We start from the raw sequence: 25,186 nt of genomic DNA on the forward strand, positions 1-25,186 counted from the left end.
TTCATTCATGACTAAAAAGAACTAATTGATCTATTAACGAGTGTTTATAGAATAAAATCAAATCATTAAAAAAGGGGCCAAACGGCCCCCAAAGGTATCAAGATTTTTATGTGTGGCTGCGGCGTCTGCAGACACAAGCCAGCAAGGCACCAAGCCAAAGCCAACTGCTACTGCCGCCACTACTGGTTGCCGGTTCCTGTGCGTTAATAGGAGTATTTGGTACAGGGTTTAAGCCAGCAGCAGTATTAGCACGACTGTCAACGACCACAATACTTTCAATGGTAATGAAGTTATGTGCTACTAAAGGGGTATTATTCAAACGATCGGCGGTGGTGTAGTTACGTAGTGGCAGGTTTTCTAAGAGACCGCCAAAATTAAAACGTGGTAAGGCTGCCATGGCATCCAGCACCTGCATATCTGCGCTGCTGATTTGACCAAATACTGTAAAGCCACCATTCTGCCGGTCCAGATTGCTGCTGTTATCGGCCAGATTAATGTACCATTGGTTAGTCGCGCTGTTAGCATCATTACCTAATTTTGCCATGGCGATAGTACCGCGAACGTTGGACAATTTTGGCTCGTTAATAATTGCGGCATTGGTGCTGATTGCTTGTAACGGTAACTGGCCGCTAAAGCGAAAACCACCGCCTTGGGCAACAAAACCCGGTAACAACCTGTGGATCACAGTACCATCATAACGCTCACTGCTGACGTAGTTTAAAAAGTTTTGTACCGTAACAGGGGTGATTTCATCAAACAGGTTTATTTCGAAATCGCCAACATTGGTTTTTACCTGCACTATTGTGGCCAGTGCAGTGCTGCTGGCTAACAGGCTGGTGACAACTAAACTGCTAACGGCAAAACTGGCAGCTATCAGGCTGCTGCGAAAGATTTTTTGCATAAAAGACCACTTCATATCTGAACAAATCTGGCGTGATGATATGCCATACGCCTGCGGCAAAGCCAGCGGCGTAACAATTAATTACTATTCTGCCTGGTTTGTCGTGAGCTGGTTGTTTTCTTCTTTCTGTTGTTCTTTGCTCCGCGAAGTGAAGCTCCCCCTTTGCCAGCGCTGTATTTAGCGTTAGGCCAGCGCTTGGTTTGTTGCGGTAAGCCGCTGGGTAAATGACAAAATGCCTGCTCAATTAAAAGCTGTAAGTTTTCAGTCAGAGGCTGCATAAAAGCCTGATAACTTTTCTGACGCTGACAAATGGCATTTAAACTGGCTTCCCATTGTGCGGTCATATCTGGCAAGGTCGCGCTATCCGGTAAGGCTGCAATTAATGCCTTACCTGTGCTGGTGGCATGAATAGCATTCCCTTGCCGGCACAAGAATCCCCGTTTAAATAGCAGTTCAATAATGCCTGCCCGGGTGGCTTCAGTGCCTAAGCCATCTGTGTCTTTCAGAATTTTTTTTATATCCGGATCTTTTACATACCTGCTAATACCCGTCATGGCAGCTAATAAACTGGCATCATTAAAAGGTGCCGGAGGCTCGGTTTGCCGGGCAATAACCGCGGCATCAGTGCAGTGTAAAATCTGTCCCTGAGTCAATAAGGGTAGCGCGCTTAGGTTCTCTTCGGTTTCCATCTCTTGCGTAGTTTCAGCCTGCGGCTGTTTTGTTTTGGAGAATAAAGATTTCCAGCCGGCTTCACGTTCAATGCGGGCCTTGGAAATAAATAAGCCCCCCTGTATGTCCAGCTCAACCCGAGTTTGTTGGTAGCGGTGTAACGGGTAAAATTGTGCCAGATACTGTTTAGCAATAAGTGTATACAGCTGTTGCTCGGTATGGCTCAGGCGTTCAAGCGGCAGGTTTTTTTCTGTCGGAATAATCGCATGATGTGCTTCTACCAGTTTGTCATTCCAGGCTTTACTGCGTAAAGTTAAGTCGGCTGCGGCCACCTGCGGTTGCAATACGGCACAATTGTTTGCCATAGCTTTGGTGACCTTGGCCGCAGCCGCCCACTGTTCATTAGGCAAGTATCTAGAGTCTGAGCGTGGATAAGTAATAAGCTTGTGTCGTTCATATAACTGCTGACAGCTATCGAGAACCTGTTGAGCCGACAGTTTGTAAAGTTTAGCGGCGTCAATTTGCAGTGCGGACAAACTATAAGGTAATGGGGCGGCTTGTTGGCGTTCATTTTGCGTAAGTTTGGTGACTATCGCACTGTGGCCACGAATCTTTTCAGAAACTTTCTCTGCCAGTGCCCGATGTATTATGCGACCTTCACTATCCTGATAAGGTTCGCATGCTACACTGGGTTGCCACCAGGCACTAAAAATGCCATTTTCAGCGGTTTTTACAGAGGCTTTTACCTGAAAGAAATCGGTAGCTGTAAATTGAGTTATTTCGGCATCACGACGCACCACCAAACCTAATAAAGGTGTTTGTACCCGCCCTACAGACAGCACACCTTGATAACCGGCTTTCTGGCCTTGTAAGGTGTATGCTCTGGTCATATTGAGACCATAAAGCCAGTCTGCCCGGCTTCGTGCCAGAGCCGAGGTTGAGAGCGGCACAAAGTCACGGTTTGGTTTTAACTGCGCTAATGCTTTTTTTACCGCAGACGGGTTTAGGTCATTGATTAATAAGCGCTGCGTATTAGCAATTCTACAGGCACTAACACCACTCCAGGCTAAAACTTCGTCTACTAACAGTTGTCCCTCACGGTCGGGATCGCCGGCATGAATGATCTGATCCGCTTGTTTGATAAGTTTTTTCAGGATGGTTAACTGCTGCTGGCTACTGCTTCGAGCTTTAAGCTGCCACCTTTGCGGGATAATCGGTAAATGCGCTGCTTGCCAGCGTTTGAATTCGGGTTGGTAATCTTCCGGGGACGCTTGTTCCAGTAAATGACCAATACACCAGCTAACGACATCACCATTCGCCAGTCTGATGCAACCGGGTTCTTTGTGTTGAGGCTTGGGTAGTACTGCCGCGATGGCTCGACCCAGGCTAGGTTTTTCAGCGATGTAAAGAATCATTGTTGCACCCCGGAAGCTGTATAAATGCACAGTGAATTTAGTGCTTAATTTGCAAAAAAGCAACATTTTTTATGCAGGATATCTCAAAAATGGACATTGTCTGCCGCACTAAACTAATACAAAAGAATTAGATAAGATGAGCAACTAAAAAATCAATTAAATAGCAACTGATATGAGAAATTGACGTAATCAATATAATTCAATTAGTTACCCTTAAATCTGAGCGTGCAGTAAGCTGTTTTTCTTGTTTAATTTCAGAATTTCATTGCACAGTTGTCAACATTTGTTAAGCTTAGAATCCTTTTTTTGTCGTAGCTTTTACCTGAATTGAGACGGTGTAATTACCATGACCCAATATACCGATGTCAAACGCATATGCGACGAGTTACAGCATGCTGGTAAACCAGTATCGCTGGATTATTTGTTAACCAAGGTAGAGGGGCCTCAGGCCAGTCTGGTTGTGCATTACCAGAAATGGCGAAATGAGCAGGCTCAAGCCGCTGCTACCGGGCAGCAATCGGTGTTCAGTAGCGATTTTATTGCCGCCTTTCAGCGCGAAGCGCAACAGCAAACCCAAAAGCTTACTGAGCAGTTAAATCATCAGCTAACTGAAGCTATTCAAGCCGAAGTGCGCGCGGTTGAGCATAATCAACATTTACAGCAATCGCTGCAGCAACTGGACAGCCGTAAAAATGAGCTGGAAGCGGCGTTGGGTGCGAAGCAAGAAAAACTGGCGATGCAGGCAGAGCGTTTTGCGCAGTTAGCATCGGAGAAACAACAGTTAGCTGATCATACCGCTGATTTAGAGCAACAATTGCAAGAGCAGTACCAGAAATGGCAGCAGGAGCAGCAACTCAGTAAGGAGCAGCAGCAACAACTCACTGCAGCTGCTGCACAATTAACGCAATTACAGCAGGAATTAACATCTAAAACAGAGCAGATTGCTTCCACTGCAGCTGAGCTTGAGCAAATTAGGCAGCAACAGCTTGAGTTAACTGACCAGCATAAGGCTTTAACTGAGCAGCATACAGCGTTAACTAATGAACATGCCACTTTAACGGCACAGTTAGCGGAAGCCGCTCAGCAGCAGCAACAGCTAAAAGATACTCTGGCCGCAGCACAGCAAAATTTTCAGGCTTTACAGCAAGAGGCGGCTGAGCGCACTGAGCATGCCAGCGAATTGGAAACTCAATTAGCGGCATTACAGCAACAGTTGGATCAGTTACAGACTGAGCAGAAGACGCATCAGGACGAGCTTCAGCAACAGCAGCAGTTATTCCAGCAGCGCGAAACAGAATTTGAACAACTGCAACAACAGTGTGTGCAGTTGACTAGCGAGCGTGAAGCTGCGCAGCAAAAGCTGACTGAGCAGCAACGAGCGCATTTTGCCGCCAAAGGCCAGATACATCAGCAGTTAGCCGAGTATGCTCAGGCCTGTGCTGAACTGACCAGTGAGCGTGATGAGCTGTTACAGAAATTAGCCAGTAAAGGTCAGGTTGCGGCCAGTAGTTTGCCAGCTGCGGATCCTAAGCTTGAGCAAGCTTTAGCAGAAGCACGCCAACAACTGACCAGTTATGCTGAGCAGACTGCGGCACTTCAGGCGCAACTACAGCAAGCGAACGAAGCGGCTGCATTGGCGCTGGCCGCCCAACAACAGCCAGATGCAGCAGATGGTTCAGAATTAGCTCTTGCGTTAGCAGCTGCTGAGCAACAAGTTCAGGAATACGCGGAACAACAAGCGCAATTACAACAGCAGTTACAACAAGCTAACGAAGCACTGGCGTTAGCAGAAGCCAATGCCTTGCAGCAGGTCGGAGCAGGTGCTGGATTAGACGATGCTCAAACTGAACAACAGCTGCTGGAGTTGCAACAGCAGCATACTGCGGCGATAGAAGAGCTGCAGGTACAGCAGCAAAAGATGCTGCAGGAGTTATCTGCAGAGCGCGATGAAGCTATAGCAGCGGCAGCCCGTCAGGCCGATAAGGTGTCAGAGTTAGATTACGAACTGTCGCAACTTAAGACTTTGCAGAACCCATTAGTCAGTAGCGATGATAATGAAAGCATTGAACAGTTAAGATCTACCAATGCCATGCTGAAACAGCAAAGTGCGTTAACGGCTAGTCACCAGCAGGAGCAGCGTGAAGTGATTAAGCAGTTACGTGAAGAGTTACAGCAGGTGCGTGAACAAATGCAGGACGTGCAATCACAACGTCTGCAGTGGGATAAGCAAAAAATGCAGTTGGAAGATCAGGTCAATTTTGTTAAAACCAATTCTGCCGCTACCATAGAACGCCTAACCCGTTATCGTGAGCAAGCGCAGGAAAAAATTGAAAAGCTGGAGCAACGTATTCGCGAGCTGCAGCCTTAACCTTAACTTTGTTATTGGCCTGACAGTATCGCTGTCAGGCCAATACTTGATTTACTCTTCTGCTAACCAGGGTGTATCAGGTAGTAACGCCAGATGCGACACATACCGCTCCAGATTAAAGCTTTGTTGCTGCTCAATCACGGCTTCCATTTCAGGTGCTAAGGCACAGGCAATTAGCTCAATCGCTGTTTCCCGACTGTTTCCCTTCATCGTTAAACGTAGTAGCGTTTCTTTAACCTGCTTAGGGTAATTATCAGCCAACTGGTTTTCAATCACCTCAAACACCATAGCCTGATCCAGCAAGTCGTCGTCTTGCGGTATATTTTCAATTGTCATGAGATTCTATCCTGCTAGTGTGCATTAAAAGATGTCAGGGGAGCGGCTATTCTAATGCTGCAAGCCGCAATGACTTAGGCTAAGCTAGCAGGCAAAAAATAACAACAACTGGCAGGCATTATGCTTCAATTTTCTGGGCTGTGGCGAGGGCGATTACAGGCTTTAGGGCCCGGAATCTTAATGGCGACAGCGGCTATTGGCGGCTCGCATCTGGTAGCTTCTACTCAGGCCGGCGCCTTATTTGGATGGCAACTTATTTGGCTTATTTTGCTGATAAATATTTTAAAGTACCCGTTTTTTCGATTTGGTGTGCAATATACGCTTCAGCATAATGAAAGTTTACTACAGGGCTATCAGCGTAAAGGCAAAGTTTACTTCTACAGTTTTATTGGCTTAAACATTATTGCAGCCGTGGTAAATACCGCCGGTGTGCTGCTGCTTACGGCCAGCTTGCTGCATTATGCGCTACCCTGGCCAGTGGCTGTACCGCTGTTATGTATGCTGATTCTATCCTGCTGTTTAGCTATTTTGCTATTTGGCCATTATAAGGCACTGGATAAGGTGGCCAAGCTAATCATGTTGTTGCTCATGATAAGCACCCTAGCGGCGGTCATCATTGCTGCCAGTAACGGTGCTAATGCCCCGGCAGATTTTATCGGTCCCTCGCCCTGGCAATTAGTCTCACTTGGGTTTTTGGTGGCCCTTATGGGCTGGATGCCAGCACCGATTGAAATCTCTGCTATCAGCTCATTATGGCTCAAAGCTAAATTGCGTCAGCACAGCATCAGTCGTCAGCAAGGTTTGTTCGATTTTAATCTGGGATATTGGCTAACCGCAGGCCTGGCTCTGGTGTTTGTTAGTTTGGGTGCACTGGTGCAATACGGCTCAGAGCAGCAAATAGCGATGGCCGGAGCTGCTTTTGCTCAGCAATTAATCGGCATGTATGCCAGCACTATAGGTGAATGGACGCGACCTTTGGTCGCTTTCATTGCGTTTTTATGTATGTTCGGCACCACTATAACTGTGCTGGATGGTTATGCCCGCACCTTAAATGAATCTGCTATTTTGCTGGGTTTTCAGCAACCCGGTAATCGATACAGCTTAAATATCTGGCTGATGTTACAGGCTAGCTGTGGCATGGCATTAATTTTATTTTTCAGCGCGGCGCTTGGACCCTTATTAACTTTTGCTATGACACTGGCGTTTTTAACCACCCCGGTGTTCGCCTGGCTGAATTACAGCCTGATGTCTGGCAAAGGCGCTGGTGGTTTAGCATGGCCGCTTAAGCTGCTCAGCTGGGCCGGACTGTTATATCTGAGCGGCTTCGCGCTGCTCTATCTGAGCTGGCTGGGCGGCTTATTATCCTGATAGCAGAAGGGAACTATGATGAGTGAGTGCAGCATGGAGAAGTACCATGCTGCATTTTTACAGGGCTATAACGCCAGCGTTTTTTCGCCGCGGGCAATGCCAGAGGCACCGCTGCGCACAACTTCCATAATAGGTATAGCACCTAGTGACTGCAGAAAGGCATCCAGTTTATCGCTGGTGCCAACCAATTGTATGGTGTAAGTAGCTGGCGTCACATCAATGATCTGGCCGCGGAAAATATCGGCGCAGCGTTTTACTTCTTCGCGTTGGTTACCACTGGCTTTAACCTTAACCAGCATCAGCTCACGCTCAATATGCGCCGCCTCACTGATATCGGACACCTTTACCACTTCAATCAACTTGTGCAGTTGCTTGCTGATTTGTTCGATCACCTGATCACTACCATGGGTCACCAGGGTCAACCGCGACAACGTAGCATCGTCGGTAGGGGCGACGTTTAACGAGTCAATGTTATAGCCACGCTGCGCAAACAGACCCACTAAGCGTGCTAAGGCGCCTGATTCGTTTTCTAACAAAACAGAAATGATATGCCGCATGTTAAGTCCTCTCTGTTTTGCTTAAAAACATGTCATTCATCGCGCCGCCCGGTACCTGCATCGGGTAGACGTGCTCTTTCGGGTCGATATGGATATCCAGAAACACCAGTTGATCTTTCAGGGCAAAAGCCCGCTCCAGTGCCGGTTGCAGTTCTTCAGTGCTGGTGACCCTGATACCGACATGGCCATAGGCTTCGGCCAGTTTGACAAAATCAGGCAGTGAGTCCATGTAAGAGCTGGCATAACGTGATTCATAGTTCATGTCTTGCCATTGCTTAACCATGCCCAGATAACCATTGTTCAGGTTAATAATTTTTACGCCCAGCCCATATTGCTTACAGGTAGACAATTCCTGAATATTCATCTGAATAGAGCCTTCACCGGTCACGCACACTACGTCAGCATCCGGAAAGTTCAGTTTAATACCCATCGCTGCCGGTAAACCAAAGCCCATGGTGCCAAGGCCGCCCGAGTTTATCCAGCGATTAGGTTTGTTGAACTGGTAATACTGAGCAGCAAACATCTGATGCTGGCCAACATCGCTGCAGACATAGGCTTCACCTTTGGTGATCTTACTAACTTGCTCAATGACATACTGCGGTTTTAGTAAGGGACTTTCAGTGTCATAGCGGCCGCCGTGCACAGTGCGCCACTGCTCAATTTGTTGCCACCAGCCGTCCAACGCCACCGCATCGGGTTTTTTCTTCTTTTGTTTAAGCAGCTCCAGCATATCGCTTAGTACAGGCTGTACCAGGCCTACTATCGGAATATGCACATTCACCGTTTTACTGATGCTTGCCGGGTCAATGTCAATATGGATGATAGTGGCCTGCGGACAGAATTTTTTGGTGTTATTGGTGACCCTGTCATCAAAGCGGGCACCCACTGCAAATATCAGGTCTGCATTGTGCATGGTCTGGTTAGCCTCGTAGCTACCGTGCATGCCCAGCATACCAATAAACTGTCTATCCCCTGCCGGGTATGCACCCAGGCCCATCAGGGTGTTGGTGACGGGTAGATTTAACAGTTGCGCCAGCTCAGTTAGTTCAGCCGAAGCATTGCCCATAATTACGCCACCGCCAGCATACAGAATAGGCTTCTTTGCGGCTAACAATGCCGTTACCGCTTTCTTTATCTGGCCGCTATGGCCCTTTAGTTTCGGTTGATAAGAGCGCAGGCTAATTTCAGTCGGATAATGATATGGAAACTTCTGACTGGGTATTGTCATGTCTTTGGGAATATCTAATACCACAGGGCCGGGTCGGCCGCTTTGTGCAATATGGAAAGCCTTTTTAATCAAATAGGGAATATCTTCCGGTCGGCGCACTGACATATTGTGCTTACAAATCGGCCTTGAAATACCGAGCATGTCGGTTTCCTGAAAGGCATCCTCGCCAATCAGGTGACTCATCACCTGGCCGGTTAACACCACCATAGGAATCGAATCCATATAGGCAGTGGCGATACCGGTCACTGCATTAGTTGCACCCGGTCCAGAGGTGACCAATACTACACCGGCTTTGCCGGTAGCCCGGGCATAGGCATCGGCCATATGGGTTGCGGCCTGCTCATGGCGAACTAATACATGTTTAACTTTATTTTGCTGATACAGCGCATCGTAGATGTGTAACACCGCACCGCCAGGGTAACCGTAAAGGTATTCAACCCCCTCATCGGCCAGCGCTCTGATAATCATCGCTGCACCAGATAACAGCTCGGTGTGCTTGTTGTGGCTTGTCATAGTGTCGTCTCATCGTGTGCATAGGCTAATAACAGCGCTAGCTTCGGCCAAGCCGTTGCGGGCGCAGTAATAACAGGCTGTATTCACCTATGGGTGAATACAGTTTTATTGTGCTACGTGGACTGGTTGCTTGTATTTTGCGCTGTTGTAGTGCTTCTTTGAAGTCGTATTGTTATGCGCTTAAGTAATTTACGGGATGTGTCGCTCAAAGTCGATGCTTTTTTCAGGATTTCATAGCAATTAAGCGCCTTGTAAAAGCCAGCAGCTGACCGCATAGTAATATCATTATTTGCCGCTTTTGGAATTGTGTATGACCCGCCCTATTGTTGACGTCACCCTGAATAATGCCCGTGAGGTGATAGAGTGCTCTGCCAGACAGCTGGTGCTGTTTCAGTTTTGGTCGGCACGTAGCCAGGGCTGTCAGCAACTAACCCCCTTACTTGCAGCGATAGTGCAGCGATACCCACAGCAACTGCTACTGGCCAGGGTAGATTGTGACAACCAGCCCGATTTAGCTATGCAGTTTGGGGTGCAGTCTTTACCGACGGTAATGCTGATTAAAGATGGTCAGCCGGTGGATGGTTTTGCCGGAGTAGAAACAGAGCAAGCTATTATGGCTCGCTTACAACCGTATTTGCCCAAACCTGAAGATGAGCTGATTGCCAAAGCCCAGCAATATCTGGCTGAGCAAAACCCGGCAGAAGCTTACTCACTGTTTAAGCAAGCCCTTGATTTAGCACCAGAGCGCGCCGAACTGAAAATTTGGCTGGCCGATACCGCAGTAAGTTTAGGCCAGCTGCCTCAGGCGCAGGCGCTGCTGGCAGAAGTTAAACTAGCCGATCAGGACAGTGTGTTTAAGGCAGTACAAGCGAAACTGGAACTGGCTCTGGAAGCGGCTGACAGCCCTGAAATTCAGGCGCTGGAGCAGCTACTGGCGGCGAATCCTAATGATCAAAGCCTGAAAGAGCAGCTGGCGGTGCAATATCAGGCGGTGCAGCGCAGTGAAGAAGCGCTGGCAATGCTGCTGGGCATTTTGCAGCAGGATCTCAACTACGGTGGCAGTAAAAAGCTGTACCTGGATATTTTAGCCGCTTTACCCAAAGGCGATGCGGTGGCCAGCCAATACCGCCGTAAACTATACAGTTTGTTGTACTAGTGTCAGAGATCGGCTCGCTGCTGCAGGAGTTTGCCCATTGCAGTGCACTGCTCCAGCAATTCAGACCTTACTGGCAACTGGTGCCTTTTGCCTGGCAACAACTGCCCTGGCAAAACCCGGCGCTTGAGCAAAAGCTGTTAAGCTTGTCTGAGCAGGATCTGGATGCTATTGACAAAAATCCAGCCTTGCAGCAACAACATTTTGGCGAGTTTTTTGGCTGTGTCTTTAGGCTGAATCATTATCTGACGACAGCAGTTACTGGACAAACCCGTTTTGCGCAATGTCCTTCAGAGCTGAAACCGGTGCCGTTCTGGTTGGCCAATGGGATTAGCGGACGTAAGCTGGCACAAATTGATGCCTTCGCCAGGCAATTGCCAGCCAGCACGCTACCGATGTTGGAATGGTGTGCCGGTAAAGGTCATCTGGGACGCTTGTTAGCCTGGCAATTTAACCGACCAGTCACCAGTATTGAGTGGCAGCAGCCGTTATGCGAAGCAGGTGAGCAGCTGGCCAGGCAGTTTCAGCTGCCGCAGCGCTTTGTGCATGCTGATGTACTATCACCTCATGGCAGTGCGGTACTTGCACCACAGCAGCGGGTGTTGGCGCTGCATGCTTGTGGTCAGTTGCATATTAGCTTGTTGCAACAGGCGGTGCAGGCCGGTTGTCAGCAACTGCATTTGGCGCCTTGTTGCTATCATTTAATTGCCGATGAGCAGTATCAGCCGTTATCCACAGTGGCACAGCAGCAGGATTTAGCGCTCAGCCAACATGATTTGAAGCTGGCTGTGCAAGGCCAGGTGACAGCTGGCGCCAGGGTAGAAAAACTACGCCATACCGAAGTGCACTGGCGCCTTTCATATCAGGCGCTGCGCGCTGAGCTAACAGGTGATCAACGCTACCGGCCGTTAGCCTCAGTGTCAAAACAAGGCTTTAGTGGTGATTTTGCGGATTTTTGTCACTGGGCAGCCAGTCAGCATCAGCTAGATGTGCCAGCCAATACAGACTGGGCGCGCTACTTAGCTGCCGGCGCTGCACAGGCACTGCTGGTGCGGCGTATTGAACTGGTAAGGCATTTGTTCCGGCGACCGTTGGAGTTATGGTTGGTGCTGGACCGGGCGCTGTATTTGCAACAACAAGGTTATCAGGTGGCATTAACAGCCTTTTGTGATTACCAGGTTACGCCGCGAAATTTTTTACTTAGCGCTATCCGCGATATCTTGCCTCACTAGGCGGTTTATCGCGGCCGCTATTAGCAAGCGGCAATCTCGGAAGATTTGGCTTGCTGCTGTTGCTGATAAAAGCGGCCAATACGCTGATCTTTCAACTGCCAGCGGTTATTCAACCATTGCTGAAAATTATCCCGAAACAGCGCATCATTAAAATAATCTCCTATCACCTGCTCGTCCACCGCCAGAATATCGGCCTGGATCACTACGCGCTTTAAGCGGCCCATTAACATGTCCAGCGCAATATGCTGCTGATTATCAGGGTAAATAAGGGTGATATCGAGAATGGCATTAAATTGCTCGCCCATACTGGCCAGCGTAAAAGCAACACCACCGGCTTTCGGCGGTAACAGGTAAGTAAAAGGGCTATTTTTCTCACGCTGTTTTTGTGCTGTGCAGCGGCTACCTTCGACAAAATTTATGATGGTGGTAGGGGTAAAGCGAAATTTCTCACATGATTTGCGCGTGGTATCAATATCTTTGCCTTTTAACTCCGGGTGCTTGGCCAGCTTAGCAGCACTGTAGCGCTTCATGTAAGGCATATCCAGCGCCCAACAGCCTGTGCCTAAAAAAGGCACCCATTTCAGCTGGTCTTTTAAGAAAAACTTGGGCTCTGGGATCAAATGGTAGGCAAAAGCACTGACCACCGGTATATCTACCCAGCTTTTATGGTTTGCCATCAGCAGATACCAGCTGTCTTTATCCAGTTGCTTGGCACCGCTGATTTGCCAGTCAATATCGTTAAACAGGTTCATTAAAAAGGTATTCACAGCGGTCCAGCCGCGATAGCAGCGCCGGCCAATGGCAGCGATAATTTTGTGCACAGCCGCAAAAGGCAGTAACAGTTTTAGCAAGCCAAGAGGCGTTACCACTATGCCCCAGAATGCCAGATTCAGCGCAAATAAACTGAAACTAATGGGCAGTATTAAAAAACCGGGCAGAAAGCTTAACATGCTTGAAGCACTCCGTTATTTGCCGTTGCTTTGCAGCCTGGCCAGATGCTGATCTTTTTCAATCCACAACTGGTTCAGCCATTGCTGAAAGCGTTCGCGATAAACCAGATCGTTATAATCACCTATTAGCTCTTTGCTAATGGGTAAAACATTGATGTTGACTGTTATAGCACGAACTTTGCCGGAAATGTAATCCCAGAACGAGGGGATGCCATCCGGGTAGTGAATGGTCACATCCAGCAGTTTGTGCAGTTGCTCACCCATAGCGCCCAGTACAAAAGCCGTACCGCCTGCCTTGGGTTTTAACAGGTATTGAAATGGCGATTGCTGCTTGTCGTGCTTCTGTTGAGTCAAGCGGGTACCTTCAACAAAATTCATTACTGACACAGGTTTAAAACGGAATTTTTCACAGGCTTTGCGCGTAGTTTCAATATCTTTACCCTGCAAATGTGGGTTTTTCAGCAAAAAGTTTTTGCTGTAACGCTTCATAAAAGGGAAATCCAGCGCCCACCAGCAAATACCCATAAACGGCACGTAAAGTAGCTCTTTTTTCAGGAAAAATTTAATAAAAGGAATCTTGCGGTTAAAGATATTCTGCAAAATAAGAATATCGGCCCAAGACTGATGATTGGCAATAATCAGATACCAGTCTTTGCGTGATAGCTTTTCCAACCCTTCAATATGCCATTTAATCGAGGTGAAAATATGTGTTGTCAGATTATTGAAACTGATCCAGGCCACGGCAATGGCATCCGCCAGGTAGCTCATCCAGGCCTGCCATTGCTTAACCGGCAGTAATTTCAGCACCGCCACCAGCAGCAGAGGGATAAACCAAAATAAGGTGTTTACCGTGTACAGCACTAAAGACAAAGCCCCTTTTAACGGGCGCGGTAACCATCGTAACATAACGCACTCATCTCATTGTTGGTGGTCAATACCACCGCTAAAAAGAGGAGGTGTATTACAAACACCTCCGATCAGTGCATATTCTAGCTTAATCTTCGAAATAGGTATAACCCTAAAGTAAGCCCTCAACTACAGGTTTTATGCCTCGCGCAGTGCGGCCATCGGCGCCGCCTGCAATGCCTGACGCAATGCCAAGCCACCGCTTACTGCACAGCTTGCTAACACCAATATACTGGCATTGATAAAATCCAGCGCGTTTACGTTTAATGCCACTGCCTCTGCCAGATGTTGCAGGAGGCCTCCCACAGCCAACCACAGCAGGCTAAACAGCAAAACCAGTCGGAGTTCTTTGCGGATAAGCCACCAACTAAGCTTGTGCTCATCAGCGCCTAAGGTCAGGCGTAACGCAAACTCGGCCTGGCGCGATTGAAAGGCTAAACGGATGTTGCTGTAACTGACCATCATCAGTGTTAACAACACGGCCAGTGCTAAACTAAGCACCGCCGAAGCAGATAACAGATGAAAGGCTAAGCGTTGCTGTAATTCTTGATGCAGTGAAACGAACTGATAGCGGGTTTGGGCAACGGACTCATTGCTACTCCTATCAGTCCAGAGTTGCTCTGGCAAAATGCTATTGGCCTGAAAAATCAGCTTCATTTGTGGGCGGTTACTGAGTGAAGATAATGCCGTTAAATCTAACCCGGGATGGTAGGCAATAAACACGGCCGGAAACTGGCCGAGCATACTGAGTGTCGCCAGCCTCGGATCGGACATGATTGGACTATGCATGACACCACTAACCTGTAAATGGTTATGCCAATGATCATGCTGGCCAACCCGGCCACTACCAGGCACATTTTGTCCTAAAATTGGCGCATTGTCTGGAAACAGCATGGCAGCCGCGGCAGGGGTCAACAATACCTGGTCACGTTCTTCCGCCTGAAATGCCCGGCCACTGAGCAGCCGGTATTGCATCATGCTAAACATTGCTGGCTCTGTGGCCACAACCGACAGGCTATAATCCAGCTCGGCCCATTGGCTCGAGCTAGTGTTGCGTTCGGAGCGGTAAATATGGGTATTGCCCTTACTACTTATCAGCTCAGAGCGCTGGCTGGCTGGCCCGCGGTAACGGGTTAATGCGCCGATTAGGTCAAGTGCTGCAGCGTTACTAATGGCTACTTGTGAGACCTCAGGCCGCCGTAGCAGCCGTTGTTTCAGGTTGTCCAGATCAATCGCCATGAGCTGGGAAGGTGTCCCAGGCGGGTACTCAACATTAAGTTGATATAGATCACTGACATTCAGTGCCAGCGCACTGCTGACCGCTTGCCAGGCTAACTTGCTTTGTTGCAAACATAAGGTCAGCGCCATCAGCGCTAACAACAGCTGGGTGCCTTGCAGTAATGTCAGGCTGATGCGACCAGCGGCTTTAGCCGCCAGGCCCCTGCCACTGCTGCGCTCAGCGCTGATCTTAGTTGTCAGTAACAGGCAGCCAAAGGCCAACAGGTTAAAACAGAATAAGAATAGGCTATTTAACTGCCGGAATTCACGGTTGAGTAGGCCGAGCAGCAACGGGTTATAACTTAGCAACAGATAACTTAACTGCAATAGCAGCAAGCCGGCAATAAAAGAGGCCATTGCCAGTATAGCCACTTCTACATATTCAAACAGCGGTCGCTGCCAGTGATTAGCCCCACTTATGCTGGCGACAAAATGGTTGTGCCGTCGTTGATTAAATCTAACACGGCTTAATAAAGCGATGCTACAGATAGTAACGACGGCCAGCAACAACGCCAATATAAAAGCGGTACTGGCGCTGCGGGTTTTGCCGTCATCCATTACCTGATGTAAAGGCCTTACTTGCAAACTTACAGGCAAAACAGCATCTTGCGCTATGTTTAATCTTTGCATCAGTTGCAGCAAACTTCGTTGTAATTGCTGCTGATCGGTATGTGTTGCCAGCAAGTACAGCGTTCGCTGATAACTGTCTGGCAGCAACATATGGTTGCTATAAGGTAACACTGCGGCTATTTGCATAGCGGGCTGCTGCTGTCTGGCCAGTGATCCCGGCGCGACAAATCCAGGTGCTAACACGGCTGTGATCAGGTAGCTCTGTTGGTTTAATAGCAATGGCTGTTGCAAGGCCTGCCCTGCCTGGCCGAACAGGCGCTCAGCTAAGGCAAAACTTATGGCTACTTCTGCTTTATCGGGTCGCGGCTGGCGACCACGGGCAAGAGCATCTGGCAACAGCGACCAGAAATGGCCCATCACCGTTAATACTTTTAGCTGCTGAGCCTCTGGCATACTGTCGTGTTGTAGCGCCATGCTCTGCGGCTCTGCCAGACTGAGTATAGGGACCAGCTCAGGCACCTCCATTAACTGATAAAGGGCAGATGCCGGCGCCTGGCTGTCGTCGTTGAACTGATTTCTGTCCTGATGATGTAACCTGACTGACCAAAGGGGTAACGAATGTTGATACGGATTTTGATAACTTAGTTGCTGAAACAACCAACCGCCAGACAAGGCGGTTAACACTCCCACAATCGACATAGAGCAGAGCACACATAGCGCATACAACCAATCTTGCCGCAAGCGGCGTTGACTGGTGTTAAGCGCCAACTTCAGCAGCGGTGACATCAACTGCATAGCAGTTTTCCATCCTGCATCCGAAGTTGTCTGGAGGCATAAGCGGCACTTGACGGGTCATGAGTAACCAGACAAATAGCTTGACCGTCTGCATTGGCTTCGGCCAGTAAGCCCATTACCTGTTGACCACTGTTGCTGTCCAGATTGCCAGTGGGTTCATCTACCAGCAACAAACTAGGCTGATTCGCTAATGCTCTGGCGATAGCGACACGTTGCTGCTGACCACCTGATAATTGTGGCGGGAAATGGTTACGGCGGTGACTGATCTGCAACCGTTCCAGTAATTCTGTGACCCTATGTGTAATCTGATCTGCAGATTTACCGGCATATAACATAGGCAGGGCAATATTATCAAAGACGTTTAAGTCACCAATCAGATGAAAAAACTGAAACACAAACCCCAGATGGCGTTGGCGCAGCTGAGCCCGGCTGCTGGCATTTAGCTGGCTGGCATCGACGCCGCCAAAGCGCAGCGCACCTGCTGATAAGGGTTCCATCAGACCCATTACTGACAATAACGTTGACTTACCACTGCCAGAGGGGCCGGTAACACAGACAAATTCGCCAGCAGCAATGCTAAGGTTTACCTCAGACAAGGCATGGGAGGCAAGTTCGGTCATGCGATAAATCTTACTGACATTATCAAGCTGAATAATGGGTGTGTGTTGCATAAAAACCTCGTTACAGCTGCGGATCTACCGCTATTCGTTCCCCTTCAGACACGCCTTCAGTAAACACCATGACGCCATTAAAGCTGCTGACATTGCTCAGTTGTCGTTGTGCTAATTTGCCGTTTTGTTGTCGCCAGATACGAACCTGCTTATGCAGATCTGCTTCAAACAGAGTATTGATGTAGAGCACATCAGCCTGTTCACCTAACTGTGCATCCGCCCTGACCGCCATGCCTATGCGTGCTGATGGAGGAATACTGGTCAGAGTCACATCAGCTTGCACAGCACCTTGTGTCAAGTCAGGTGAAATCCTTACTATTGCACCCTCTGCCAGTTGGCCCAACAAACTCAGTTGCACTCTGGTGCCGACTTTCAACTGTTCGTTGTAACGTTGTGGGAACTGTAAACGCGCTGAGTCGGGCAATTCCGGACCAATGGCTGCCAGTCTGGCGCCAACACTGACCGCATCTCCTTTGGTGATCATGAGATCTTTGATAATGCCGTGCTGGCTGGCTCGCATTGTCAGGCTATCAACCCGTTGTTGCATGCGTTCAGCTCTAAGGCGGGTTAGCGCCAGATTTTCTTGCCAGCTGGCGCTGATTTGCTGTTGTTGAGTACTAAGCAGTTGTTGTAATTGCAAAGCAGTATCCAGATTATTCTGACTTTTCCGCTGTTTTGCCAGTGCCTGCTCGTATTGCAACCGCGATACTGAGTTAACTGCTAATAATTGCTGATATGAATCCAGTTCTGAGTTCGCCACCTCGAGATCGGCTCTGGCGTTATCGGTAAGAATGGCGGCCTGGGCTAATTCTTTATGCAAGCGCAGTAACGCCTCTTGCGCATCCAGATCTGTGCGCCTTAACTCACTTTGGGCGGCTTCAAGCTCCAGTTGCAATTGCGGGTTGTGCAAAATCATTAACACATCACCGTTATCGACAGTATCCCCGGCTTTGGCTAACACCTCAGTAATATAGCCTGACTCCAGTGCGCTGATGGCGCGTTGCTCACTGGCATATAATTCGCCGACACCTGAGGCAGTAAAACGTACTGTACCTCGCTGCACCTGCTGCCATTGTAAGGCTGATGAATCATTATTCACCGGGCTGGAGCTGGCCGCTAGCCACCAGAATAATGCGGCAATACTGACACCCACTAGCAATAACCATAACCAGCGGGGTCGACGACGCTCATGTTCAATAACAATATCCATATTGACGTTTATCCTTTTAGTGCGATGCTTCTGAATGAATTAAAGCTGTCTGTTGAAACTGCTCCAGCCATTCGTGAAAGATGATTTCGTCATAACCTGTAATGACGTCTATTACCTGCCCGTTTTGGGAAAAATGCCAAAGCACCGGGTAGCTAAGGCCGGCAAAAATGCTGTCAGCCCGACGCGTGTCTGCTAATAAAAAGCGTTCAGTTGGGAAACCTACCGGTGGTATGTCGGCTTGATTAAAGCTCAGAACATATAACGGCGGCGTTAATGGCGTGGCCTGACTCTGGTAAGTGTGTAGCAGGCTTTTGCATGGCTCACACCAACTGGCATAGATAACTAACAGATGAGTATCGGGCAACAGTTCGGTTAAAGGATGTGGCTGTGTGCTGGCAAATGGAGTTACCAACAAATATCGGTCAACATATTGGCCTATTAAGGCCTGACTCTTAGATTTATCCTGCTGAATTAGCCATGTAAAAACCGTGTCTTTTAATGGCTGAAAATAGTGCCATAACAAAATGCTCAGGCTACTAACGAGCATTAACACCAGCCATTTAAGCTTGATATTACCCATTTAACCACTTTTATGTTAATAGTGTTTCAATAAGATAAATGTAATGTATTTAATACATATGTAAAGGGTGATTCAAATAAATATGTTAATTAACAAATTGAGATTTGACAGATGGCTGGATGATAGGCGACAGGAGCGTTTAGCAAAAATCAGGGGGAATAAAGCGGGCTGGCATGCTAACCAGCCCGCGAAAGTGACGGTGAAGCTTAATCTTCGAAATAGGTATAACCGTAAACGCCGGCTTTTAACTCGTCGAGTAATTCATCTTTGCGCTCGGCGTTCATATCCAGTTTAGCCAGTTGCTTAGTGTAAGAGGCAATCAGCTTTTTGGCATCAAATTGCACGTAGCGTAATACGTCGGCCACGGTGTCGCCTTTGATGATATTAGTCAGCTTATAGCCGCCGTCATCAGTCAGCTCTACGTGCACCGAATCGGTATCACCGAACAGGTTATGTAAGTCGCCTAAAATTTCCTGATAGGCGCCGACCATAAACATACCCAGCAAGTATTGCTCATCTTCTTTGTACATCGGCAGTGGCAGACTGGACTCAATACCATTGCCATCGGCATAGCTTTTTAGCTGACCGTCTGAGTCGCAGGTGATGTCCTGAATAATAGCGCGATGTTCCAGTGACTCGTTCATCCGCTCCAGCGGCATCACCGGGAACAGCTGATCGATACCCCAGGCATCTGGCATTGACTGGAACAGGGAAAAGTTAACAAATAACTTGTCAGCCAGTTTTTCGTTCAGCTCGTCATGAATAGCGCGGTGCGAGCGGGCCGATAAATCCAGGTGAGCTCTTACCTTGTTAATGGTGGCAAAGTAAATTTGTTCCAGTAACGACCAATCCTGTAAGGTTAACAGACCATGCACATACTGGGCATGCGCATCGGTAAAATAATGGATGGCATCATGATAGGCTTCTACCGCCGAGCGTGGCGTCACATTTTGATAGGCTTCCCACAGGCCTAAAATAACGGTAGGCGCATCTTCACTGGGCTCAGGTAAATTGACCAGACCCGGTGCACGCTCAATGTCGATAGCGTCCGTGACCAGTACCGCATGGTGCGCGGTCATGGCGCGACCAGATTCGGTAATAATATTCGGATGTGGTAAGTCGTATTCATCACAGACTTCTTTTAAACCATTAACCACATTACGAGCATATTCCATCATGGTGTAGTTCATCGAGCAGGCCGAGCGTGATTTCGATCCTTCGTAATCGACACCCAAACCGCCGCCTACATCCACAGTGGTAATAGGCACCCCTAAGGTACGCAGTTCAGCATAATGGCGGGCGCACTCACGGATAGCGTTGTGAATATCACGGATATTGGCAATTTGCGAGCCAATATGAAAATGCACCAGCTGTAATAAGTCGAGTTTACCGGCAGCACGTAAAACATCAATGGCTTGCAACACCTGAGTGGCGGTTAAGCCAAACTTGCCTTTTTCGCCACCGGTATTTTGCCATTTGCCTTTACCGACCGAATTTAAACGAATGCGGATACCTATGCGAGGGGCTGCGCCTAAATTATCAATTTCTCGAAGCAGGGTTTTTAATTCTGACAGTTTTTCTACCACCACATAGACGGTGTGGCCCATCATCTGACCAATAGTCGCCAGCCGTAAAAATTCACTGTCTTTATAACCGTTGCAGACAATTTGTAAGGGTTGCTCAGTGACGCCCAAAATGGCCATCAGCTCAGGCTTACTGCCTGCTTCCAGGCCTACTTTGCCACTGTCGTGGCTAATCAGCCGTTTTACTACAGAAAACTGCTGATTTACTTTAATTGGGTAGACCGCCGTGTATTGGCCCTGATAGTCTTTCTCGGCTTTCGCCAGTTGGAAAGATTTAATCAGTGTATCAACCCGGTGTTGCAGAATGTCGGTAAAGCGCACCAGTACCGGCAGGGTCAGGCCTTCTTCTTTAAAGCGCTGAGTCAGTTCAGGAAAACTGATGCCGGTTTTACTGTGATCCTGATCCGGATAAGCAATCAGATCGCCCTGCTTATTGACATCAAAATAACCTTCACTCCACACCGCGACATTGTAAATAGAACGCGCCTTCTCAAAACCCCAAGCAGCCATTGTTATTCCTCAAAAAGTTAACTGAGCATAGTTTAAAGCAAATGCAGCGGACTGCAGCAAAAAACGCCGAAAAATTTGTTGTTTGGCCCGCACACAGGCAAAATACCGACCTTATACGTATTTGGAGGGGATTATGTCAGTATTTGATGACAAAAAATGGTTAACAGAGGTGTTTGCTGACAGTGGCAGTGTGTTTGGTCTGGCCATAACTGAAAAACTGGATGAAGTGCAATCGCCGTTTCAAAAGATAGCCATGTATCAAACCAGCCATTTTGGCAAACTGATGGTGATCGATGACGTCATTATGTTAAGCAGTCGTGATAATTTTTTGTATCACGAAATGCTCAGCCATCCGGTGCTGTTTACTCACCCCAATCCGAAAAACGTGGTTATTATTGGTGGCGGTGATTGTGGCACCTTACGCGAAGTCCTAAAGCACCCGGGCGTAGAGCAGGTCACGCAAATTGACATCGACGAGCAGGTCACACGGATGGCGGAGAAGTACTTTCCAGAGTTGTGTGCCTCCAACAATGACCCGCGCGCGACCTTAAAATTTGAAGACGGTATCAAGTTTATGCGTGAAGTGCAGCCGGCTTCAATTGATGTGATCATTGTCGACTCAACTGATCCTATAGGGCCGGGCGAGGGCTTATTTAACCGCGCCTTTTACGCCAACTGCCTGGCGGCACTGAGTGAGGGCGGTATACTGGTGCAGCAAAGTGAGTCACCATTGATTCACATGCCATTATTAACGGCGATGCGCAGCGCCATGCTGGATGCTGGCTTTGCTGCCTTGCAAACCCTGAATTTTCCGCAAATGGTGTATCCGTCAGGTTGGTGGACCTGCACTATGGCACGCAAAAACAGTGCCTTTAATGGCTTTCGGGTTAGCGATGTGCAGCAAGCCGGCTTTGCTACCGAGTATTACAATGCCGAAATCCATCAGGCAGCCATGGCGTTACCTAACTTTGTTAAAAAAGCCTTTAATGCCAGCTAATATTGGCCAAAAGCTTGCACTAGAATGGGTTATTGAGGGAAATAGAGGCAGATCTGGCGAAAATGCCAGTGTGGCCGTCAAATAAATGTCAAACTAACCTTGCGTTATTGGCAAGGCTTTTGTACATTTATTGCTCATAGCAGGGGTGGTGTTTTATGAAGTTCTGGTCGTTATTATTATTAGGTGCCTTTTCGGTACAGGCGCAAGTTTACAAATGTGAGATTAACGGCGTAGTGGAGTTCAGTCAGTTTCCGTGTGCTACTGAATCTGAAGTCGTCGACATGCGTCCTGTAGGCACAGCGCAAGCTGGCAGTCCGGGTGAATTCCGGCAGCAGGTAGATGCCTTAAAACGCCGTAGCCGCTTTATCGAATTTCAAATAAGTCGTCTGGAGCAGGAAAAGCGTCAACAGGTGGATGAGTTGAAGTCGGAACAGTATAAACTGCGCCGTAATTTTCCGCGGGCAGAAGAGTTAGCGGCTATAGCCCAGCGTATAGAGCGGATTGAACAGTCGTATGACGATAAAATCAGTACTGAGCGTGCCACCTTACGTGGTTTGCAAGCGCAAGTGGTTAATTTAGAGCGTCAATATGCCCAGGCTAACCAGAACTAATGCTCTTTAAGCTCAACTAAGGCCCTGCACTGCAGGGCCTTATGCTTTATGGCGTCTGGCAAGTGCTGTTATAGTTTGATGCTGGCGCGGATACCCGCTGGTATCAGTGGCAAACTCATATTATACAGCTCAGTCCGTCATGTAAAAAAAGTAAGCAAATGATTGATTTAAACGTAGCGAAAAGTTGACGAAAAAAGCCCCTTTCGGGGCTTATAATGCAGTTCGGGATGGTGTTACTCGACAATCGGCTCTATGTGAATTTCAACCCGACGGTTTAACGCACGGTTTGCTTCAGAGGTATTTGGCACTGCAGGGTAAGTCGGGCCAAACCCCTGGGTTTCAATACGAATAGGCTGAACGTTTTGTGCAACCAGATAGTTTTTAACACTATCGGCGCGCGCCAGTGATAAATTCATATTGTACTGGTATGGGCCAGTATCATCAGTGTGGCCGGCAATCACCAGCATAGTCTTTTCATAGTCACGCAGCACTTTGGCAATGTCATTAAACACCGGATACAAATTAGAGCGGATATCTGAGCGGTTGATGTCAAAGGTGAGTTGCGCAGGAATTTCTAAGCGCAGCAGGTCACCATCTCGGACAATTTTTACGCCTGAACCGGTTAGTTGCTCGCGCAGGGCTTTCTCCTGGTTATCCATGTAGCTGCCAACAGCCGCCCCGGCTAAGGCACCTACCGCAGCACCAATCACCAACCTTTTGTTTTTGTGGTTACCTGTTGCTTTACCTGCAATAGCACCGGCAACAGCACCTATGGCGGTGCCACGGGTAGTATTTTGATTCTCTGTAGTGGCACAACCCGCCAATATCAGACTGGCTGACGCCAACATCACCACTAAATAGCTTTTTTTCATGTTATCTACACTCCAATGTACTGATAGCCTCAGCATAGTACCGGCGACTGAATCAGCGCTGAATTATGCCACAGCTTGACGGCAGCAGGGAGGATATCCGCAGGCGTAAATGAGGATTCCCTTTAGTGGCGTTTTTCTGTAAGGTAGCAGGGTTTTGGCTGGGCATTATCTGCTTGGTCGTGGTTTGATTTAGTATGGGATGCAGGAATGATAACAAGAATGCGCTGTTTCTTATTACTGGGTTTGCTGTTAACGAGCCCTGGGCTGTTAGCCAATGTATTTAAATGCACTGACGCGGATGGCGAAGTCGTGTTTCAGGACAGGCCCTGTAGTGGGGGTGATGAGCTGCAACTGGATATGCTATTTGGTGAGCGCCAGCACGACATGGCCAGTTCCATAGTACAAGGTAGCTGGTGCGAAGTCGGCACCTCACGGGTACTGGGCGGTACCTTATACCGCGATAATGTGGTAAGCCGTACCTGGGTGTTTTCTGAACATCAGATGATCCAGCATATTCAGCAAGGACAGCGCCAGGATACCTTCAGTTACCCTATTCGCCAGGTGCCAGGACAATTTGTGGTTGATCACCCTACTTTTGGTAGTGGTCAGGTTAATTGGCAGGTTCGCCGCTATAATGAACAAGAGCTGGTATTAGCCGCTTATGGTGACTTTACTCACCTGACTCCGGGTGAATGTGAAATGTCACTGGTCACCACAAATTAAGCGTAAAGAGCACTAGACATATAGACGCCTAAACCTTAAGCTCAGCGCATCAATATCAAAGGTGCAGCTTTATGGCGATTCATCACTGGCGTCGTATCGTATTAAAAGTGGGCAGTGCACTGATCGCGCCAGCGGCAGACGGCTGCTCCACCCGCTATTTACTGTCTATTGCCCGTTTTATTGCCGAATGCCGGGAAGCCGGTACCGAAGTGGTACTGGTGTCTTCGGGCAGTGTCGCAGCTGGGCGCAGCGCCATTAGTTTTACTCATCAACCTCTGCCTATTAATATTAAACAAGCGATGGCCGCCGTTGGGCAAAGCCGGATGATGGCGATCTGGGCGCAGTTATTTGATTTTGATTGTGCGCAAATTCTGCTGACCCATGACGACTTAAAAGACCGCCGGCGCTATCTGAATATAGATAACACCCTGCGCACGCTGTTGGCGAATCAGGTGCTGCCTATTGTGAACGAAAACGATACCGTCGCCACCGCCGAGTTAAAAGTAGGCGACAACGATAACCTGGCCGCGCTGGTGGCCATCGTAGCTGATGCCGATGCCTTACTGATCTGCTCTGACATCGACGGCCTCTATACCGCTAACCCGCGTACTGACAGCAGTGCGCAGTTTATTCCGCTTATCCCTCATATTACCCCCGACATTTATGCTATGGCCGGCGGCAGCCACCATGCTATTGGTACCGGTGGCATGCTGACCAAAATTCAGGCCGCCGATAAAGCCACTAAAGCCGGTATAGATACGTTGATCATCAATGGTCAGGATGCGGCGGTGTTTGAACGGCTGCTTAAAGGCGAAGCGGCAGGTAGTCGCTTTGTGCGCCAGCTAGAACGCATTAGCGCTAAAAAGCACTGGATCCTCAATACGCTGAAAAGCCGCGGCGCTCTGGTGCTGGATGCCGGAGCCGTACTGGCCTTGCAACGCAAAGGGGCGTCAATGCTGGCTAAAGGCATTGTCACTGTCACCGGACAGTTTGAAAAAGGCGATGCAGTACAACTGACTGATAGTGCCGGAGTAATGGTGGCTAAGGGTATTTGTCAGTACAGTTCGCATGAGTTACAACAAATTAAAGGTGTACATAGTCAGCAAATCAACGCTATTTTAGGCTATTGTTCCAGTGAGGAAGTGGTGCATCGGGATGATCTGGTGCGCTTATAGCAAGTGCAGAGGCTC

At 48.5% G+C, this 25,186-nt stretch carries 21 protein-coding genes; 8 read left to right on the forward strand and 13 right to left on the reverse strand.

What is annotated here, in order from left to right; genetic code table 11:
* Window positions 1-106: 106 nt before the first annotated feature.
* Both V7D78_RS08165 and V7D78_RS08170 read right to left on the reverse strand, forming a co-directional pair.
* The gene (locus tag V7D78_RS08165) at window positions 107-901 is read right to left on the reverse strand and encodes a peptidylprolyl isomerase (RefSeq protein WP_333607953.1); all 795 of its coding nucleotides are present in this window, start codon (window positions 899-901) and stop codon (window positions 107-109) included.
* Between the two features lie 77 nt (window positions 902-978).
* On the reverse strand, window positions 979-2,985 hold the full coding sequence (locus V7D78_RS08170) for a DNA topoisomerase III (protein ID WP_333607954.1): 2,007 nt from the start codon (window positions 2,983-2,985) through the stop codon (window positions 979-981).
* 346 nt (window positions 2,986-3,331) lie between these two features.
* Here V7D78_RS08170 and V7D78_RS08175 point away from each other — a divergent pair, with 346 nt between their 5' ends.
* On the forward strand, window positions 3,332-5,353 hold the full coding sequence (locus tag V7D78_RS08175; protein WP_333607955.1) for a hypothetical protein: 2,022 nt from the start codon (window positions 3,332-3,334) through the stop codon (window positions 5,351-5,353).
* A 51-nt stretch (window positions 5,354-5,404) separates the two neighbouring features.
* On the opposite strand, the gene V7D78_RS08180 is transcribed toward V7D78_RS08175, so the two are convergent.
* Window positions 5,405-5,689, reverse strand: coding sequence for a hypothetical protein (locus V7D78_RS08180; protein ID WP_333607956.1), 285 nt, complete (start codon window positions 5,687-5,689; stop codon window positions 5,405-5,407).
* Between the two features lie 180 nt (window positions 5,690-5,869).
* Here V7D78_RS08180 and V7D78_RS08185 point away from each other — a divergent pair, with 180 nt between their 5' ends.
* Entirely contained in the window at window positions 5,870-7,057 is a 1,188-nt protein-coding gene (locus V7D78_RS08185; RefSeq protein WP_333607957.1) for an NRAMP family divalent metal transporter, read from the forward strand.
* Window positions 7,058-7,122: 65 nt separating this feature from the next.
* On the opposite strand, the gene ilvN is transcribed toward V7D78_RS08185, so the two are convergent.
* Together ilvN and V7D78_RS08195 are read right to left on the reverse strand one after the other, a co-directional pair.
* Entirely contained in the window at window positions 7,123-7,614 is a 492-nt protein-coding gene (gene ilvN, locus V7D78_RS08190; RefSeq protein WP_333607958.1) for an acetolactate synthase small subunit, read from the reverse strand.
* Between the two features lies 1 nt (window position 7,615).
* Entirely contained in the window at window positions 7,616-9,355 is a 1,740-nt protein-coding gene (locus tag V7D78_RS08195; protein ID WP_333607959.1) for an acetolactate synthase 3 large subunit, read from the reverse strand.
* A gap of 310 nt (window positions 9,356-9,665) precedes the next feature.
* Between V7D78_RS08195 and V7D78_RS08200 the strand changes: the two genes are divergently transcribed.
* Both V7D78_RS08200 and V7D78_RS08205 read left to right on the forward strand, forming a co-directional pair.
* Window positions 9,666-10,511 carry a tetratricopeptide repeat protein gene (locus V7D78_RS08200; RefSeq protein WP_333607960.1) on the forward strand — a complete coding sequence of 282 codons (846 nt, stop codon included), beginning with the start codon at window positions 9,666-9,668 and terminating at the stop codon, window positions 10,509-10,511.
* On the forward strand, window positions 10,511-11,740 hold the full coding sequence (locus V7D78_RS08205) for a methyltransferase (protein ID WP_333607961.1): 1,230 nt from the start codon (window positions 10,511-10,513) through the stop codon (window positions 11,738-11,740). Before V7D78_RS08200 ends, V7D78_RS08205 begins: the two co-directional genes overlap by 1 nt.
* A gap of 20 nt (window positions 11,741-11,760) precedes the next feature.
* Here the strand turns inward: V7D78_RS08205 and V7D78_RS08210 are convergent, their stop codons facing one another.
* From V7D78_RS08210 to speA, 7 genes are all read right to left on the reverse strand, one after another.
* Entirely contained in the window at window positions 11,761-12,690 is a 930-nt protein-coding gene (locus tag V7D78_RS08210; protein ID WP_333607962.1) for an acyltransferase, read from the reverse strand.
* Between the two features lie 15 nt (window positions 12,691-12,705).
* Entirely contained in the window at window positions 12,706-13,596 is an 891-nt protein-coding gene (locus tag V7D78_RS08215) for an acyltransferase (protein ID WP_333607963.1), read from the reverse strand.
* A 138-nt stretch (window positions 13,597-13,734) separates the two neighbouring features.
* Window positions 13,735-16,239, reverse strand: a complete 2,505-nt coding sequence (locus V7D78_RS08220; RefSeq protein WP_333607964.1) for an ABC transporter permease — start codon at window positions 16,237-16,239, stop codon at window positions 13,735-13,737.
* Window positions 16,230-16,910, reverse strand: a complete 681-nt coding sequence (locus V7D78_RS08225) for an ABC transporter ATP-binding protein (RefSeq protein ID WP_333607965.1) — start codon at window positions 16,908-16,910, stop codon at window positions 16,230-16,232. Before V7D78_RS08225 ends, V7D78_RS08220 begins: the two co-directional genes overlap by 10 nt.
* A gap of 10 nt (window positions 16,911-16,920) precedes the next feature.
* Window positions 16,921-18,120, reverse strand: a complete 1,200-nt coding sequence (locus V7D78_RS08230; RefSeq protein WP_333607966.1) for an efflux RND transporter periplasmic adaptor subunit — start codon at window positions 18,118-18,120, stop codon at window positions 16,921-16,923.
* A gap of 16 nt (window positions 18,121-18,136) precedes the next feature.
* Window positions 18,137-18,700 (reverse strand): hypothetical protein, encoded by a 564-nt coding sequence (locus V7D78_RS08235; RefSeq protein WP_333607967.1) that lies wholly within the window; start codon window positions 18,698-18,700, stop codon window positions 18,137-18,139.
* 206 nt (window positions 18,701-18,906) lie between these two features.
* Window positions 18,907-20,793, reverse strand: coding sequence for a biosynthetic arginine decarboxylase (speA, locus tag V7D78_RS08240; protein ID WP_333607968.1), 1,887 nt, complete (start codon window positions 20,791-20,793; stop codon window positions 18,907-18,909).
* A 133-nt stretch (window positions 20,794-20,926) separates the two neighbouring features.
* Here speA and speE point away from each other — a divergent pair, with 133 nt between their 5' ends.
* Window positions 20,927-21,790 (forward strand): polyamine aminopropyltransferase, encoded by an 864-nt coding sequence (gene speE / locus V7D78_RS08245; RefSeq protein ID WP_333607969.1) that lies wholly within the window; start codon window positions 20,927-20,929, stop codon window positions 21,788-21,790.
* Window positions 21,791-21,945: 155 nt separating this feature from the next.
* The gene (locus tag V7D78_RS08250) at window positions 21,946-22,401 is read left to right on the forward strand and encodes a DUF4124 domain-containing protein (RefSeq protein ID WP_333607970.1); all 456 of its coding nucleotides are present in this window, start codon (window positions 21,946-21,948) and stop codon (window positions 22,399-22,401) included.
* A 233-nt stretch (window positions 22,402-22,634) separates the two neighbouring features.
* Here V7D78_RS08250 and V7D78_RS08255 read toward each other — a convergent pair whose 3' ends face one another.
* Window positions 22,635-23,273 carry an OmpA family protein gene (locus V7D78_RS08255; protein ID WP_333607971.1) on the reverse strand — a complete coding sequence of 213 codons (639 nt, stop codon included), beginning with the start codon at window positions 23,271-23,273 and terminating at the stop codon, window positions 22,635-22,637.
* Window positions 23,274-23,492: 219 nt separating this feature from the next.
* On the opposite strand from V7D78_RS08255, the gene V7D78_RS08260 reads away from it, so the two are divergent.
* Entirely contained in the window at window positions 23,493-23,996 is a 504-nt protein-coding gene (locus V7D78_RS08260; RefSeq protein WP_333607972.1) for a DUF4124 domain-containing protein, read from the forward strand.
* A gap of 71 nt (window positions 23,997-24,067) precedes the next feature.
* Window positions 24,068-25,171 (forward strand): glutamate 5-kinase, encoded by a 1,104-nt coding sequence (gene proB, locus V7D78_RS08265; protein WP_333607973.1) that lies wholly within the window; start codon window positions 24,068-24,070, stop codon window positions 25,169-25,171.
* Window positions 25,172-25,186 lie beyond the last annotated feature (15 nt).

Source organism: Arsukibacterium sp., assembly GCF_036735525.1.
Classification (GTDB): domain Bacteria; phylum Pseudomonadota; class Gammaproteobacteria; order Enterobacterales; family Alteromonadaceae; genus Alishewanella.

Coding starts and splice junctions, on each gene's coding strand:
- V7D78_RS08165 (WP_333607953.1), bottom strand. CDS start 901: ATGCAAAAAATCTTTCGCAGCAGCCTGATAGCTGCCAGTTTTGCCGTT.
- V7D78_RS08170 (WP_333607954.1), bottom strand. CDS start 2,985: ATGATTCTTTACATCGCTGAAAAACCTAGCCTGGGTCGAGCCATCGCG.
- V7D78_RS08175 (WP_333607955.1), top strand. CDS start 3,332: ATGACCCAATATACCGATGTCAAACGCATATGCGACGAGTTACAGCAT.
- V7D78_RS08180 (WP_333607956.1), bottom strand. CDS start 5,689: ATGACAATTGAAAATATACCGCAAGACGACGACTTGCTGGATCAGGCT.
- V7D78_RS08185 (WP_333607957.1), top strand. CDS start 5,870: ATGGCGACAGCGGCTATTGGCGGCTCGCATCTGGTAGCTTCTACTCAG.
- ilvN (WP_333607958.1), bottom strand. CDS start 7,614: ATGCGGCATATCATTTCTGTTTTGTTAGAAAACGAATCAGGCGCCTTA.
- V7D78_RS08195 (WP_333607959.1), bottom strand. CDS start 9,355: ATGACAAGCCACAACAAGCACACCGAGCTGTTATCTGGTGCAGCGATG.
- V7D78_RS08200 (WP_333607960.1), top strand. CDS start 9,666: ATGACCCGCCCTATTGTTGACGTCACCCTGAATAATGCCCGTGAGGTG.
- V7D78_RS08210 (WP_333607962.1), bottom strand. CDS start 12,690: ATGTTAAGCTTTCTGCCCGGTTTTTTAATACTGCCCATTAGTTTCAGT.
- V7D78_RS08215 (WP_333607963.1), bottom strand. CDS start 13,596: ATGTTACGATGGTTACCGCGCCCGTTAAAAGGGGCTTTGTCTTTAGTG.
- V7D78_RS08220 (WP_333607964.1), bottom strand. CDS start 16,239: ATGCAGTTGATGTCACCGCTGCTGAAGTTGGCGCTTAACACCAGTCAA.
- V7D78_RS08225 (WP_333607965.1), bottom strand. CDS start 16,910: ATGCAACACACACCCATTATTCAGCTTGATAATGTCAGTAAGATTTAT.
- V7D78_RS08230 (WP_333607966.1), bottom strand. CDS start 18,120: ATGGATATTGTTATTGAACATGAGCGTCGTCGACCCCGCTGGTTATGG.
- V7D78_RS08235 (WP_333607967.1), bottom strand. CDS start 18,700: ATGGGTAATATCAAGCTTAAATGGCTGGTGTTAATGCTCGTTAGTAGC.
- speA (WP_333607968.1), bottom strand. CDS start 20,793: ATGGCTGCTTGGGGTTTTGAGAAGGCGCGTTCTATTTACAATGTCGCG.
- speE (WP_333607969.1), top strand. CDS start 20,927: ATGTCAGTATTTGATGACAAAAAATGGTTAACAGAGGTGTTTGCTGAC.
- V7D78_RS08250 (WP_333607970.1), top strand. CDS start 21,946: ATGAAGTTCTGGTCGTTATTATTATTAGGTGCCTTTTCGGTACAGGCG.
- V7D78_RS08255 (WP_333607971.1), bottom strand. CDS start 23,273: ATGAAAAAAAGCTATTTAGTGGTGATGTTGGCGTCAGCCAGTCTGATA.
- V7D78_RS08260 (WP_333607972.1), top strand. CDS start 23,493: ATGCGCTGTTTCTTATTACTGGGTTTGCTGTTAACGAGCCCTGGGCTG.
- proB (WP_333607973.1), top strand. CDS start 24,068: ATGGCGATTCATCACTGGCGTCGTATCGTATTAAAAGTGGGCAGTGCA.